This window comes from Microcoleus sp. MON2_D5 (assembly GCF_036701905.1).
Taxonomy (GTDB): Bacteria; Cyanobacteriota; Cyanobacteriia; order Cyanobacteriales; family Microcoleaceae; genus Microcoleus.
Genome location: NZ_JAUBRM010000071.1, coordinates 1 through 15,719 on the forward strand (window position 1 = coordinate 1; position 15,719 = coordinate 15,719).

12 protein-coding genes and 2 pseudogenes are annotated in these 15,719 nt (G+C 46.1%); 9 read left to right on the plus strand and 5 right to left on the minus strand.

All coding sequences use genetic code 11. The annotated features are described in order from the left end of the window. Positions 1-78 precede the first annotated feature (78 nt). Complete coding sequence (locus QUA47_RS22800; RefSeq protein ID WP_333432428.1) at positions 79-822, minus strand: LuxR C-terminal-related transcriptional regulator; 744 nt, start codon at positions 820-822, stop codon at positions 79-81. Positions 823-914: 92 nt separating this feature from the next. On the opposite strand from QUA47_RS22800, the gene QUA47_RS22805 reads away from it, so the two are divergent. From QUA47_RS22805 to QUA47_RS22815, 3 genes are all read left to right on the plus strand, one after another. Then, complete coding sequence (locus tag QUA47_RS22805; RefSeq protein ID WP_333432429.1) at positions 915-1,343, plus strand: DUF6220 domain-containing protein; 429 nt, start codon at positions 915-917, stop codon at positions 1,341-1,343. 9 nt (positions 1,344-1,352) lie between these two features. Then, positions 1,353-1,781, plus strand: a complete 429-nt coding sequence (locus QUA47_RS22810; protein ID WP_333432430.1) for an MAPEG family protein — start codon at positions 1,353-1,355, stop codon at positions 1,779-1,781. Positions 1,782-1,984: 203 nt separating this feature from the next. Continuing rightward, entirely contained in the window at positions 1,985-2,803 is an 819-nt protein-coding gene (locus QUA47_RS22815; RefSeq protein WP_333432431.1) for an SMI1/KNR4 family protein, read from the plus strand. A gap of 78 nt (positions 2,804-2,881) precedes the next feature. On the opposite strand, the gene QUA47_RS22820 is transcribed toward QUA47_RS22815, so the two are convergent. Then, entirely contained in the window at positions 2,882-3,874 is a 993-nt protein-coding gene (locus tag QUA47_RS22820; protein WP_333432432.1) for a Rieske 2Fe-2S domain-containing protein, read from the minus strand. 52 nt (positions 3,875-3,926) lie between these two features. On the opposite strand from QUA47_RS22820, the pseudogene QUA47_RS22825 reads away from it, so the two are divergent. The 4 genes and pseudogenes from QUA47_RS22825 to QUA47_RS22840 all read left to right on the plus strand — a co-directional run. Next, positions 3,927-4,529, plus strand: a pseudogene (locus QUA47_RS22825) (TetR/AcrR family transcriptional regulator); the annotation flags it as partial. 57 nt (positions 4,530-4,586) lie between these two features. After that, positions 4,587-4,691 (plus strand): annotated as a pseudogene (locus QUA47_RS22830) (IS1/IS1595 family N-terminal zinc-binding domain-containing protein); the annotation flags it as partial. A 140-nt stretch (positions 4,692-4,831) separates the two neighbouring features. Continuing rightward, the gene (locus QUA47_RS22835) at positions 4,832-5,551 is read left to right on the plus strand and encodes a tetratricopeptide repeat protein (protein ID WP_333432433.1); all 720 of its coding nucleotides are present in this window, start codon (positions 4,832-4,834) and stop codon (positions 5,549-5,551) included. Positions 5,552-5,926: 375 nt separating this feature from the next. Continuing rightward, positions 5,927-7,957 (plus strand): bifunctional serine/threonine-protein kinase/formylglycine-generating enzyme family protein, encoded by a 2,031-nt coding sequence (locus tag QUA47_RS22840; protein WP_333432434.1) that lies wholly within the window; start codon positions 5,927-5,929, stop codon positions 7,955-7,957. Between the two features lie 47 nt (positions 7,958-8,004). Here the strand turns inward: QUA47_RS22840 and QUA47_RS22845 are convergent, their stop codons facing one another. Together QUA47_RS22845 and QUA47_RS22850 are read right to left on the minus strand one after the other, a co-directional pair. Beyond that, a complete protein-coding gene (locus QUA47_RS22845; RefSeq protein WP_333432435.1) occupies positions 8,005-8,565 on the minus strand; it encodes a Uma2 family endonuclease in 561 nt (186 codons plus the stop codon). Between the two features lie 108 nt (positions 8,566-8,673). Continuing rightward, positions 8,674-10,452, minus strand: a complete 1,779-nt coding sequence (locus QUA47_RS22850; RefSeq protein WP_333432437.1) for an EamA family transporter — start codon at positions 10,450-10,452, stop codon at positions 8,674-8,676. Between the two features lie 355 nt (positions 10,453-10,807). On the opposite strand from QUA47_RS22850, the gene QUA47_RS22855 reads away from it, so the two are divergent. Together QUA47_RS22855 and QUA47_RS22860 are read left to right on the plus strand one after the other, a co-directional pair. Next, positions 10,808-11,041 carry a hypothetical protein gene (locus QUA47_RS22855; RefSeq protein WP_333432438.1) on the plus strand — a complete coding sequence of 78 codons (234 nt, stop codon included), beginning with the start codon at positions 10,808-10,810 and terminating at the stop codon, positions 11,039-11,041. Next, positions 10,990-14,325 carry an amino acid adenylation domain-containing protein gene (locus QUA47_RS22860; protein WP_333432439.1) on the plus strand — a complete coding sequence of 1,112 codons (3,336 nt, stop codon included), beginning with the start codon at positions 10,990-10,992 and terminating at the stop codon, positions 14,323-14,325. Before QUA47_RS22855 ends, QUA47_RS22860 begins: the two co-directional genes overlap by 52 nt. 189 nt (positions 14,326-14,514) lie before the next feature. Here QUA47_RS22860 and QUA47_RS22865 read toward each other — a convergent pair whose 3' ends face one another. Further along, complete coding sequence (locus tag QUA47_RS22865) at positions 14,515-15,615, minus strand: alpha/beta hydrolase (protein ID WP_333432440.1); 1,101 nt, start codon at positions 15,613-15,615, stop codon at positions 14,515-14,517. Positions 15,616-15,719 lie beyond the last annotated feature (104 nt).

Below are 15,719 nucleotides of genomic sequence, written 5' to 3' on the forward strand. Positions count from 1 at the left end.
TTACGGATATGGGTTGATTTGCACTCAGGACATGGCATGGTGATTCCCTCTATTCATACTCTAATTATGCAACGCCGTTTATTGGTGGGTGTTCTGCATCAAGTTGGATGGAGACATTTTTACACTTGGCAAATTATATTTGGTCGCCGAAAGCTGTGCAACCATTTGTGCACGAGACGAAACCTCAAGCTTACGGAACATTCGCTTCAAAGCTTGCTTCACTGAATTCTCAGTAATCCAAAGTTCCCTGCCGATTTCTGCGTTGGTTCGCCCCAAAGCAACCAGTTCGGCAATTTGCAATTCACGAGGCGTTAGGCGTGAGGTCTTGAAAGGTTGGTGTGGCAATTCCCTAGGGGATAGCTTCGCCGCGCGTACTGTTGCAGCCCAAACAGACAAATGCAAACAGATCGCACTCAAATCCGCTAGATTTTCTGTATCAAAGACAGGCATTGACCGATCGCGCGTACAACCCACTACACCCATTAATTGACCACGGCTGACAATCGGTCCCGCCATCACGTGCCAATGATCGGGTCGGGGACAAATCATTGTCCAAACCTTGGGAGATGCCACCAATGCTTCATGGACAGGAGCGTGACGCTCCACTAGATAACGCACAACAGGATTATGTTCGATTGATAGTCCAATTTGCAGTGTTTTCTGAAGATTACTATCTACCAAGGGCAGTCGATCGAAGAAAAAGATTCCCGATCTTTTAGCTGCAAAATACTCACCGATTTTGGGCAGGACTTGCGATCGCAAATCTTGTTCGTCCTTTACCTGGTCGAGCGCTTCAAATAAAAGCTGCAAGGGACTTTTCATGGTCATGGTGTCAAAAATAGTACCCGATCGAGGACTAGAAGCATTGCAATACTCGAATTATATTACCCTTGTAATCTCCAAAGCAACTTGACATGACAACCAGTTCGGAAACCGAGCGCGAGCGCACTCCCACACGTTGGATACATATCGGCTTTTATGTGACTTCAATCATCTTTAATGTCTGCTTGATTGCTCAGTTATTAACGGTTGGAGTTGCCTACTTCAATAATCCTGCCTGGTGGGATATTCATGTTTGGCTAGTGCGAGGGTACAGTGGGTTGTCATTAGTATTACTGGGATGGTCGTTGATCGCCCCATTCTCACGCAGAATACGACATCTCGCCGCAAGTTTGCCAGTGCTGGTTGGACTACAATTTTCCAGCATTCATCTCAAAAGTCCTCTTCACCTAGAGATACTCCATCCTCTAATTGGATTTGCGTTGCTCTATGTTTCTTCCAGCCTTGTACATCGCATATCGTCCACTTTATCGTCCAGCAACTATCAAAATAATCAAATTTGAGAGGTAGAAATGACGCAAGATGCAATCTTTACTCCCTTCTTTGCCACAGTGTTTCTAACCCTCCTAGTCTGGGTGTATATGTACATCCGCCGTATCAGTTTTATCACAAGTAGAAAGCTCGGTCAAAAGGATTTTGCTGTACCGGGCGCACTGGCGCAGATATCGCCACCAAGCGTATCCAATCCATCGGATAACCTAAAAAACCTGTTCGAGATTCCGATAATTTTTTATGCGCTTGTCCTATACCTCTTCATCACGAAGCAGGTGGATGCAGTGTATGTAAACGCCGCCTGGGTCTTCGTTGTGTTTCGCGTATTGCATAGCGCTGTCCATTGCACATTCAATCTCATCATAGTTCGGTTCTACCTCTACCTATTTTCCCCGCTCGCGGTGTGGTTCATCGCGATCCGCGCAGCACTTATCCACTTGGGCACGTAGGTACGCTATTACCGTGGGTCGATCGCTCTTCGATTCGGTACGATCGGCCTTTTAGTCTTTACTCTTAATTGTTCTATACTTGCTAGAATAGAAGCGAATACTAACCGGACTACAATTCATGCTAAAATCCCTCGAAGGCATTTATCAGAATGGGCAGATTCAGCTAGCCTCATTAATTAAGCCACTCATTTGAGTAAGATTTTATGGAAACAAGCTCATTTAATGAAGAACAAACATTACGCGATGAACAGAAAGTATCACCACTAGAAAAAGTGATTACTGCCTGTCCGAATTGTGCCCAGAAACTTCGTGCTCCAGTGAAGCGAGGTACACTAAACTTAACGTGTCCCACGTGTAAGCATCTATGGCTATGGTTTCCAACAGGTATAGTTAGGGAACAAATTGAACGAATCAAGGCAAAAATTGAACTTGCCAAAACAATTCCACGTCAATTGTCAGGTTCCTACACCGAAGAAGAACGTGTTTTAAATCACTATCGCTTCTTTGGCGTAGACAGACATCAATTTCAATTTAATCGCCCGCTGAGTTCCGATAAAATCGATGTCTGGGAAGCGAAGTATAAGGTCAGCCTCCCATTGGAATATAGGAGTTTCTTAGAACAAATCGGCAATGGTGGAGCTGGGCCGTACTATGGGATACTACCTCTTGAAAAATGGGATCATGGCATTAGTTTCTCGGAAAAAGACACATTGCTCAAATGTCCAAGCCAACCCTGTCTATTGCTCGAACAATATAAAAATGAGGAGTCATGGGGTGTCGAAGTTGTTGGCGAAGACTGGGAGGAAAAGTATGACCAAGAAACTTGGGCACCAGAATGTGGAACAATTACAGTCTGTGAGTTTGGGTGCGGTGGGTTCTTTAATTTAGTGTTAAATGGACTTTTACGAGGTAAAATCTGCTACATAGAGGGCTTGAATTCCCCTGTTTTTGATCCCTCGCCTAATTTTCTGGCGTGGTATGAAGGGTGGCTCAATTTTGTTCTGACGGGTCAATCATCATAAATTACTCGGAATTGTTCTGCGCAGAGTGCGATATTTGGAAAGGGCGATCGGAGTGTTATACCGCAACTTCGATGCTATCTACCTTGAAAGATTAGGTTCCATAACATTAGGGAAGCTTTCAAAATTGCGCCGTACCCAATCCATTCCCACTTCATTATTGAGTTTAATTTTCTGAGGGGTATGGGGATAAATTTTTCCTAAAATATCCGCATCTTGATCCACGACAACTTTGCCAAAATTGAGATACGTCCCCCCCAACACCTTAAATATAGGATGCTTTGCTTGACCGAACAGCAAAATATAAGTCCGCGTCCGATTCTCGGCTTCTGGTACGAATATATGACACTGTGCACCTTTGCCGAATGGCATTTCTCCATGAAAAATTACTAGGGATGGGAAATGATTTTCTAAGTGAGCTTTAATGGTGGTGGGCAGTAGCAACAAATCTGGCTTTCTGAGCTTTTCTGCCAAACTGTAAGGGGCAGTAGGCATATCATAAAACGCATGGGATTGATGTCCCTCATCAATGAATTGATGAAATTCCACATCGGTAATCCTAAACAAGTCCCGGTGGGTGCCGTTTTGATGATTGTAGTCGTGCATATTTAGCAGCATGGTCAGCAAATCTGTCTCAACGCTGCGATCGGCGGTATGCCCGATGAAGTAGTAAGTTTCTGCGATTTCCTTGAGCACGTTGGGAATGGGGACTTGCGGCTCGTATTCCCCATAAGACCAAATGAAGTCATCTTGAATAATCAGCTCTAACGGTTTTAGTAAGGGCAATGTTTTCTGCTTCGATCCGGGCAATACGGTGCAGCCTTCAGCATCAAATTTCAGGGCATGGAAGGGGCAGACGACACCGCTTGTGCGATCGCTTTGGGCTTCGCACCATCCTTCCGACAGCATTGCTCCCATGTGCGGACAGGCGTTGGGCAAGGCATGGATGGTTCCGGCAATATCTTTCCACATCACATAGTCGGTGCCATACAAGGAAATTTTGCGAGGTTGGTTCGCTGCCAGCATTGACTTATGTGCCAGCAGCCAAGGCGCACCGGGAAGCATAGAGTGCATGGTGTTCTCCTTTAGACCTAAAATTGTGAGAGATTTGTCGCTTCCTTAGAATATGACAGAATATTCGCATTCGTCAAGCAGTTTGCGCCGTCAACCGAAACAGCAGCGGGGTAAAGAAAGAGTCGAAAAAATCTTGGATGCAGCAGCAGCAGTGTTTGACGAGGTGGGCTATTCCGAGGCGACTACCCATCTAATTGCAGCAAAAGCAGGGACAGCCATCGGTTCTCTGTATCAGTTTTTTCCTGATAAAGCTGCCATTTTTAATGCAATGGAGCTCCGTCATGCCGATCGGGTTAAGGCGATGTGGGCGCAGGCGAACACGTCGGAAATCGTTCAGTTACCCCTGCGCGAAATGATTCATACCCTTGTGACTGCTGTTGCACAGATGTTTGAACAGCCAGTATCGCGGGTGGTGTTTGTGCAGTTTTATATAGCGCGCGAGATTTTCCAGTCGATCGATGAAAGTATGACTCAGGAAGCGATCGACTTTATGGCGAGTCTTTTGCAGCAGAGAAATCCCAGCTTGGGGGAGGCGCAATGCAGCCTGTTAGCGGAGGTTTGCGTTCACAGCATTAATGCCGTCATTCTGTCGGCACTTCGCAGCCCCGATCGACAGCATCGCCAACAACTGGTACAGCAGATTGAGGATTTGTTGGTGTCGTATTTAGAGTCGTATGTGGGGGAAGGTCGGTCTAATTGTGTAATGAAAGTAATGAAGTGTCCTTATTGTCAATCTGAGCAGTTGTCCAAAAACGGTTATCGACGGGGGAAGCAGTGCTATCTCTGTAAGGAATGTGGCAAACAGTTTGTAGAGAATTCCCAGCGATCGGTTATTTTGAAGATGAATTTGGTCGATCGGACGTGAGTAAAGGCGATCGCCCTTTTAGTCTTTACTCTTGATTGTTCTTGTTTATATACTTGGTAGAACACCAGGAAACACTAACCGGAATGTAACTCATGCCAAAAAGTCTAGAAGGCATTTATCAGATAGCAACCTTCTCAGCTATTAGGAAATTATTAATTGCTGAAACCATTGCTTTGAGTGCATTTCCCTTTTTCCTGATTCCTTCGGCCTTTGCTGGTAATCGATTGACGAATTTTTCCGCATCTCTCGGACAAGTCTCGAACTCGCAAGTTCTAGACCTTAAAGGTAATTCATTCACAATTTCATCAGAGCTACCCAGAAAAAATACATATGAGGAGAATCTCAAATTATGGCAAAATCAGTTAGAGAGTGCGAGAGCATCAGGCGATCGCGAACTCCAAGGCGTTGCTATCACTAACCTTGGTGCAATCTATACTTCTTTAGGTGAATACAACAGAGGACTTGAGCTATATCAGCAAGGGATGCTGATATTTCAGGAACTAGGAGATCGGAGCAAAGAAATTTGGGTACTCAATAATATCGGTACAGCTTATAAAGAACTTGAGCAGTACGATAGAGCTGTCGAAGCATATCTTCGTGCGATCGCAATTGCTCGATCTCAAGGAACTCTTGTGCGAGAAGGTTGGGTGTGGAGAAACCTAGGGCATACCTATCGCTCTATGAGGCAATACGATCGAGCTATTGAAGCTTTTGGGCAGGCAGTTAGAGTTTTTCAGAACACCAATGCTCAAGACGAGCTAGCAGACGTTACACGACTCTTGCAAGAAGTTCAGCGAGAGCGCGATCGGTAGAGTATTTGAAGTAAAGTAGTTTCTAACTCACATCTTGTACCATTCGTGTGGAACCTGTTGGGACGGGTTCACCAATAGTTTTAAAAGTTGCAGACAGGTTACATAAACCCGCCCCAACCCACCCAAAAACCCCTTATTGACTGCAGGTGCAACATCTCAGTTCTAATCAACCCTATTTTTGAGAAATCCAGGGACTTGCATGAGTCGATTGGGGACTGCGACGACAAATATCGGCGGTGAGGGGGTTGCGAAAATTAGTCGCTCGGGCTATGATTCTTCTTCTTCAAATCTATTTCTAATTTTTATAACTCCATGAGGAGGCAGATAGACATAAAAGATATATCATAACCTTAACCGGATCATTTCTTCCCAGATATGTTCTACTGTTCTAATCCCAGGTGTCCTCATCCTTTCAATCCCGACAACTCTAAATTTTGTCAAAGTTGCGGCCAGTCCGACCTCACGCCTCTCTTCAGAAACCGCTACCGCGTGATTCGACTGTTGGGGGAAGGGGGATTTGGCAGAACTTATGAAGCGGTAGATACCGATCGCATGGACGATCCCTGCGTAATCAAGCAGTTTGTACCCCAATTTCAAGGAACCTCCGCACTTGAAAAAGCCGCAGAATTGTTTAAGCAAGAAGCGAAACGACTTTACGAACTCGGCGAACATCCCCAAATTCCTCGATTAATTGCTTATTTTGAGCAAGACAAGCGGCTTTATTTAGTACAAGAGTTGATTGAGGGGCAAACTTTACTAGCAGAATTAACTCAGCAGGGCGTTTTTAGCGAAGAAAAAATTTGGCAGTTGCTGGCAGATATTTTGCCGATTCTGAAATTTGTGCACGATCGCAATGTCATTCACCGAGACATCAAACTTGAGAATATCATGCGTCGCCGCACCTCTGTTAGCTCCTCCCTGCCAAAGGCGGGAAATTTTCGCAATTCAGCTTTCCGAAGAGGAGGGCGCGGAGAGTTAGTGTTGATAGATTTTGGCATTTCCAAACAAGTGACAGGCTCCCTGATGAGCAAAGTAGGCACGACGGTAGGAACGCCCGGATATTCGCCGATAGAACAAATGCGCGGTCAAGTTTTCCCCGGAAGCGATTTGTACAGTTTGGGGATAACTTGCCTGAGACTGCTAACTCAATGTTTACCAAAAGTTGATGGTTCCGATGACCTTTATGACCCGATAAACGGCGGCTGGATTTGGAGAGAACGGTTGCCTGCAGGCACAAAAGTCAGCAGCGAGTTGACAAAAATTTTAGATAAGTTAATTGAAGATTATCTCAAAAATAGATATCAATCGGCTGATGAAGTAATCAAAGCTTTAAATCTCTATTCTTTACCTCCCCAACCCCCTTTTGTCAAGGGAGGACAACTTGCTTTAAATTCTTCTGTGACAAAAGGAGGGCCACTTGCTTTAAATTCTTCTGTGACAAAGGGAGGGTCACTTGCTATTAATACTCCGCTCAATCAAAGCGGGAAAATCAATAGCAATATATCTGTCAGTCCCAGAGGAAAACCCAACACCAATCCACCTGCCAACAAGGCACCGCAGAGAATTGCCGCTGTCAAAAGCACTTTTGAATTTCAGGTGGTGACAGTAGACAAGCGCGGGAAGCAAACTAATGTTAACAGCGGCAAAGCGCGTTTTTTTGAAGAACATCTTGGTAGCAGTACAGTGCTGGAAATGGTATCTGTTCCTGGCGGTACTTTCCTCATGGGTTCTCCAAAAGAGCGGGGTGATAGCGACGAAAAACCGCAGCACCCAGTAACTTTAGGATCTTTCTATATTAGCAAATTTCCAGTTACTCAGGCTCAGTGGACAGCAGTTGCGGCGCTGCCGCAAATTAAAATATTTCTCAATCCCGATGCCGCCCGTTTTAAAGGTGCAAATCGACCTATAGAAAATGTATCTTGGTACGAGGCTGTGGAGTTTTGCGATCGACTTTCTCGCAAAACCGGTAAGAATTATCGCTTGCCTAGCGAAGCCCAATGGGAATATGCTTGCCGGGGGCAAACTACGGGGCCGTTTCACTTTGGGGAAACGATTACCAGCGAGTTAGCCAATTACAACGGAAATTCTAATTACGCTGATGCGCCGAAGGGAGTTTATCGCTTTCAAACGACAGATGTGGGCAGTTTTAAACCTAATGCTTTTGGATTGTACGATTTCCACGGAAATGTTTGGGAATGGTGCGCGGATTCTTGGCACAATAATTATAACGGTGCGCCTGCTGATGGCAGCGTTTGGGAGTCTGACGGGGACTCTTCGCTGAGGCTGTTGCGGGGGGGTTCTTGGAACGATCATCCTCCGAATTGTCGCAGCGCGTGCCGCCTCAGATATCAGCCGGATTGTAAGGCTAGTATTGTGGGTTTTCGAGTGGTTGTTTCTGTTGTTTAAAAATGGCGATTCCCTACGGGATAGATCCGCTTCACGCTCTTTTTAACTTAACTACCACTCAACCAGCTAAAAACTGTTTCAGCCGTCAATTCTAACTCAATTCCATTAAGTATTGGCAAATCAGTTGCACCTTCGTACAACTCCACTCTTTGCCCGGTAAATACGGCTAAAATACTTTCTTCTTCGGGAATCATTAACCACCCCAATTCAGTGCCTTGTTGCGAACAAGTAAGTAATTTAGCAAGCACTTTTGTTGGGCTTTGTTCGGGAGAAAGAATTTCAATCGCCCAGTCGGGATAACTTTCAAAGCGGTTAGCAATTCTACCAGATGGTAGGAAGGGAATTCTTTCCCACCGGAATACTGCTATATCTGGGACGAGTGATACACCGCCGAAAGTGCAACGCAACTCTGGAAAAGCATAAGCAATCTTTGGTGTTTCGACTATTTGGTTGATGACATTGCAAAGCTTACCCTGCAATCTGCTATGTTCACCTTGAGGCCTGGGTTTTTGAATGATTTCTTTGTTGATATATTCGGAAGCTGGCTCCGTTTCGGGAAGTTTTAGGAACTCCTCTAAGTTGGGCGATATTGTAATGACTGTAGTCACAGGTAAAGTCGATTGTATATTTTAGATTTTAAAGTGAATAGATATCAGAACCCCGACTTAAAAAAAAATCGGGGTTCTGATATCTATTATGAAGGACAAATTCAAGCCTTAACTAGCCTTCTTCTGAGGAGCCACTATGCGTTCCACACTCATAGCAGCCACGCTCAATGTCACCACAGCCATGCCAAGAATTGCCACAGGCTGCAACTTCTCATTGATAATTAGAAACCCGAAGAGTGCGGTCATCGCCGGTCCCAAAGTGCCAATTACTGACGCTAAGGCGGCCCCCGCAAAGCGGATGGCAAAATTATTCAAAAGATAGCTAAACAGCGTCAGCACCCCTAAAATAACGCCTCCTATAATCAAACCAGGCCAAACATTTTGGTCGATTTTAGGAGAAAAATTTTCCGACAGCGGCACCCACAAACTCAGGGAGGAAAATACAAAAATTGCTGCGAAATTAACTAAACTAAAAGGAATTGGGTGCAGCTTGCCCGCGGCCATTTGCGTCAGCAATACGTAACCTGCAAAGGTAATCCCAGAAGCCAGTGCAGCCGTGACTCCCACCCCGACATTGCCGCCGCCCGGAGCAGGGGCCGCAAAACTCGGCCACCCAGCTAAAATCAGACCTGCGGTAATCCCGACTATCGCCAAAAAGCCGACTGTGCTGGGGCGAGAACCAAACAATATCCAAGAACCTAGTACGGTGACGATCGGATAAATAAAGAAAATCGTAATCGCAATCCCCGCTGGAATATTGCCGATCGCCAAATAAATCAAAACCTGAGACAAAAACAGAAAAAAGGCGCTTCCTAAAACTTTACTCCACAAAGCTCGATCGCCCGACTCGAACAACCGCCTAATATCTTTCCACACAGAAGGATACAGAAATGTCGCCAATATCGGCATCAAAGCCATCACTACGATCAGTCGCATCAACAAAATCAACAAAGAATTTCCAAAACCTGGAGTCACCACCCCCGGAAATTCAAACAACCCAAAAACCATGCGAGGGTTTTTGCCTTTAATCAGAATTCTTAAACAAACATTAAACAGCGACAATACCACCGCCGAAGACAAAGCCAGTACCAAACCTGTCTGCACTTGAGAAGATGCTTTAGCGGGTGCTGGAGACGGCACTGAAGAGGGCTGCGGCACGGGTTCCTGCGGCCTTGGAGCAGGTGTTGGCGGCAGAACTTGCGCGCGGACAGAATTAACAGAATTAGTTGATTCCTCGGGATAGGAATCTTGAGCATCGAAAGGATTCTCAAGATATTCTTCTTCTGATTCGAGTTCTTCCCTGATGCGGTTGACGAGATTTTGTAACAGCTCTTCCCCTTGCAGTTCCAGGGTTTTCATGTTGTTGAGCCGCACGGAAAGCTCGCTTTCGTAACTGGTTAAATCTTGTTCCAGCATCTGGAAACTGCGATCGATCCTTTCATCCAGCGCCGCCAGCAACTGCGAGGCTCGTTCGTCGTAGTTGCTCGGCGGCAGGGGTATCGGGAACTCGCCGCTGGGAATCGGGCTGCTGAGAGAATTTCCCGAGTTAGCGCTGAGTTCGTTGAACCGCTGCACCAACAAATCCTGCAAATTGTGAGCCAAAACTTGAGCCAACTGCTTCAGCCACAATTGCTGCTGCTGAATGTATCGCCCAGACAGAGATTCCATTTGCTGAGACTGCAATTTGCGATATTGCTCCCGGAGGTCTTCAATATCCTCAATCAGGTGATTTTTTTCAGTTTGCAGCCGAGTAATGTCTTGATTTAACTGACCTTTGACATTTTGATGCAAAGCTTCCAGTTCTTGCATTACTGAGTGGAGGACTTCTTCTGGTGATTGTGCATCCTCTGGCTCGTCCTTTGACGAGTATACGTTCCGCTGCGCCATTAGCCTATAACCTCTAATTTAAACTGCACGTTCAGTGTTCTTAAGTATTTTGACAAATCAGGTCGCAACTTTTAGTGAGTTGATCTAAGAGATTGCGAACACTGTTTAATCAATAGTAGTCGCTAAGCTAGAAATGTGAGAAAATTGCGTGAAGCAAAGCTATCCCGCAGGGCATCCCCCCAAGAACACTTTGTGCAATTAAAAATCATACTACAGCTTGACCACTCCACGGATTGCTCCCGGTAATTCTCGCATTTAACTCACCCGATTGCACCCGAATCACAAGCGTGACAGCGCGTTCCGCGACTAAATTTGATTGGGGGGTGGCACTCCTAGCCCCTCAATGGATAACTTGATGCCGCGGCCCGAAATCCGGTTTCTTTTGCCCGCCTTTCTCCCGCACTCCCGCACCCAGATTTATGATTTAAACAGTTCCGATCTTTTGCTCGCGAAAGTTTTAAGAGGCGATCGCACCCTGAAAAAGCCACCCCGCGCCATCCAAAAATTAACACATCCCATCCCCCAAGAGCAACAGATATGGCATCCGAAATTTATGACAATTCCTTTACAAACGATCGACAAAGCCTGAATATTTCTGAGGATGCGGAAGTGTGTGTCTTTCCGGCATCATTTGCCCAGCAGCGCTTGTGGTTTCTCGACCAATTCGCACCGGAAAACCCTTTCTATAATGTAGTAACAGCACTGCGCTTAACTGGTTCCCTCAACTTAACAGCCTTAGAGCAAACCTTCAACGAAATAGTGCAGCGGCACGAAACTTTGCGAACCACTTTTGCAGCGGTATCAGGTCAACCAGTACAGATAATCTCTCCCGCTTTCAAGACTAATTTAAAACTATTAGAACTGCAACATTTGCCCCCCGAACAACGGCAAACAGAAGCAAAGAAACTCACCGCAGCAGAATCTCTTCGCCCTTTCAATTTATCCACCGGGCCGCTGATGCGAGTAACCATCCTGCGGCTGACAGAAACCGAGCATATTCTCTTGCTAAATATGCACCACATAGCCTCCGATGATTGGTCGATCGGTGTGCTAATTCGAGAACTGGAGGCTATCTATACAGCTTTGATAAATCAACAGCCATCTCCTCTCCCAGAATTATCACTTCAATATGCCGACTTTGCCGAGTGGCAGCGCGAATGGCTGCAAGGTGAAGTATTAGAAACTCAGCTAGCTTATTGGCAGCAGCAATTGCACGGGATTTCAGTGTTAAATTTGCCGACCGATCGCCCTGCACCAGCTATGCAAAATTATCGCGGAAAAACTCAATATTTAGAACTGCCAAAAAACTTGAAGGACTCACTTGTAGCGCTCTCGCAGCGAGAAGGAGCGACTTTATTTATGACAGTCCTCGCAGCCTTTCAAACTTTGCTTTACCGTTACTCGCAGCAAGAAGATATTGTGGTAGGTTCGCCGATCGCCAATCGCAACCGCAGCGAAATTGAAGCATTAATAGGTTTTTTTGTCAATACTTTAGTGCTGCGAACAGACTGCTCGGGAAACCCGACATTTCGAGATTTTTTGGGCCGGGTGCGGGAAGTAACTCTGGGAGCTTATGCTCATCAAGATTTGCCTTTTGAGAAGCTAGTCGAGGAATTGCACCCAGAGCGATCGTTGAATCGCCACCCGCTGTTTCAGGTGGTATTCGGGCTGCAAAATGCGCCGCTGGAGGAGCTAGAATTGCCAGGATTAAAGTTGAGTTCTTTTCCTTTGGAGACTCAAACAACGCGCTTTGATTTTGAGCTGTATTTGTGGGAAGCTTCCGATAATTTTAGGAGCAGATACGGCGAACATTGGGAAGATTCGGAAGGGCTCAGAGGCTTAGCTGTGTACAATACGGATTTATTTGATGAAGTTACGATCGCCCGAATGCTGAGGCATTTTAAAACGCTGCTGGAAAGCATTGTGGCTAATCCAGAACAAGGAATTGCTAACTTACCTTTATTGAGCGAGGATGAAGTGAATCAATTATTCAGAGAATGGAACGATACTCGGACAGATTATCCTCAAAATAAGTGCATTCATCAGTTATTTGAAGAGCGAGCCCTGCAGCATCTGGAGGATGTCGCCCTAACTTTCGACAGCCAGCACCTCACTTACAGAGAACTCAACAGTCGCAGCAACCAACTGGCGGGCTACCTGCAAAAAATGGGCGTGGGGGCGGAGGTTTTAGTGGGGCTTTGTGCAGAGCGATCGCTCGACCTAATTGTCGGGATGTTGGCTATACTGAAAGCGGGAGGAGCCTACCTACCGTTAGATCCGAGCTATCCGCGCGATCGGCTAAACTTGATGCTGGAAGATGCTCAAGTTAAAGTCTTGCTAATTCAAGATAAATTGATTGAGAATTTCCGAGACTTCTCAAACTCGGTGATTTACTTCGATCGCGACTGGGAACACATAGCCAAAGAAAGCGCCGAAAATCCCGCCAACACCACAACAGCAGACAACCTAGCTTACGTTATTTACACCTCTGGATCTACAGGAAAACCCAAGGGAGTTGCTGTCACCCACAAAGCAGTAAATCGGCTGGTACTCAACACCCACTATATAAAAATAGAACCTACCGATAAAATTGCCCAAGCATCAAACGCTTCATTCGATGCAGCCACCTTCGAGATTTGGGGAGCCTTGCTTAACGGCGCTCAACTCGTGGGAATTAGCACAAATATTACCCTTTCGCCTCACGATTTAGCCTTAGAACTGCGCCAACAAGGCATCACTGTTTTGTTTTTAACAACTGCCTTATTTCAACAAATTGCTAGAGTTTTACCGCAAGCTTTTAATTCGCTGCGCTGCTTGCTGTTTGGCGGAGAAGCGGTCGATATGAGATGGGTTAAAAAAGTTCTAAAACAGGCGCCAACGACTCAATTAATTCACGTTTACGGGCCTACAGAAAATACCACATTTTCGGCTTATTATTGCGTGCAAGACGTACCCGAAACCGCAACATCTATCCCCATCGGCCGCCCGATCGCCAACACGCAAATTTATATCCTCGATGCGGATTTGCAGCCGGTGGCGATCGGTGTTATAGGTCAATTGTACCTCGGCGGTGACGGACTGGCGAAAGGCTACCTCAACCAACCTGATTTAACTGCTGCTGCATTTATTCCTAATCGTTTTAGCAATAAACCTGGTTCGTACCTTTATAAAACAGGTGATTTAGGTCGCTATTGGGTTGACGGCAACATCGAGTTTTTAGGTCGCGTTGACGACCAAGTAAAAATTCGCGGCTACCGCATCGAATTGGGAGAAATTGAAGCGGCTTTGTGCCAGCATCCACAAGTGCGCGAAGCAGTAGTAATTGTAAGGGAAGACATCCCAGATGATAAACATTTGGTAGCTTATGTTGTCCCTGACGGCATTAATGAAAAATCAGAGATTCACAATCTAAAGTCAAGTGAATTGCGCCAATTTTTGAAAGAAAAGTTACCAGGATATATGGTTCCTGCAACTTATGCAGTGTTGGAGTCCCTGCCGCTGACGCCCAACGGCAAAGTCGATCGCCGCGCCTTGCCTGATATAGATACAGACAGCGAGGATATAACAGAAAACTATGTAGCGCCTCGGACTGAGATCGAAGAGGTGCTAGGGAAAATTTGGGCTAAAGTTTTGGGAAAACAGCAGGTTAGTATCTACGATAATTTCTTTGAACTAGGGGGGCATTCCCTGTTAGCAACTCAGTTGATTTCTCGCATCCGAGACGCTTTGCAAGTCGAGTTACCTGTGAGCAGTTTATTTGAGGCTCCGACTGTGGCGAGTCTGGCAAAATACATTGAAACAATGCGCTGGGCCGCGACTGGTTTGGATACTCCCAGAACCGACGAAAATGAGCGCGAAGATGTGGAATTTTAAGGCCACCACAGCCAGAACCTACAGGAGTTTAACTCAATACGCTTGGGTTAACACTGTTTATTCCTCGGAGATCCCCCTAAATCCCCCTTAAAAATGGGGACTTTGAATGCTCTTGTCCCCCCCTTATTAAGGGGGGCTAGGGGGGATCAGGCTTAACTGAACCTACAGGATTTTAACTCACATTATTACTCAGGAAATTTCAGTGCAGAATGCCCTGACAGCTTCGGCAAACTTCTGGTTATGCTCGATTAATGCCATGTGTCCTCCTTTCTGTATAGTAACTAGCTCTGCTTGAGGTAATTCTGCTTTCATTCGCAGGCTAGCTGGGGGGGTAGTGGCAATATCTGAATCGCCGCAGATCACCAACACTGGAATGTCAATTGATGGCAAAGTTTTTGTTTCGTCAAAGTTGAGCATTCCCAGTGTGCCGCGAGCGAGAACGCCGGGAGAACCCAAGGCTGATAAGAAAGCTGAGAAATCTAATTGACCGCGCGTTTCAGTGCCTTTAAATCCCGATACTTCTACACTGATGTACAGTGAACCATTGAGATAGCTCAGCCAAGTCATTCCCCACATAATAGGTTCAAGAGCTATGGTGAGGTAGAGCAGAGGTTGAAGCAGCGGCTTTTGCAAAGCGCGTAATAAACCGCTAAAAATAGCGGTTTTGAGGGGATTAGTATAAGTCGTATCTACCAGAATTAAACCAGCTACTCGACTACCGAGAAGTTCTGGAAAAAGCCGACTGAATGTTAGAGCAATCATGCCGCCCATGCTGTGTCCGAGTAGGATAACAGGTTTAGTTCCTGCTATGGCAATGACCGCTTCGAGATCGCGGGCAAATTTTTCTAGGGAGTAGTCGCTGTTTTTTGGTCGAGTGGATTTTCCCAGACCAGGAAGATCCCAAACAATCACTCGGAAGCGATCGGTTAGTTGCCGTTTCGCGTAATACCAAACCATACTGTTGGGCCCCCAACCATGTGAGAGGATAATCGGCTGTCCGTCCTCTGGGCCGTAGAATTCTACTTGTAAAATGGTGCCATCAGGCCTCTCTACTCGCTGAACCGTACCCGTCCGCGTCGGCTTCGGTTCGTCAGCACCGGGGCGGCGGAAAAGGGGCAAACTGATAAAGCGGCCACCAACAGACCAAAGAAGCATCAAGACTCCGCTGACTAAGTAGGAATTCCCTACAAGTTCGCCGATGTACCATTCGTAAATAATGTATATACCTCCGCCAAGTACCCCGAGGGACAGCAGTCCCACCAGCCATAGAAACAGGAAATTGAAGGGCATGAACGGCATAAGCTGAAACCTTGGGTAGAATTTGGGTTGCGGATTCAAACAGAATCATACTGAGGTTAGGCCACAGTAGGCAAGGGGTAAGTTAAGCTCTTAGC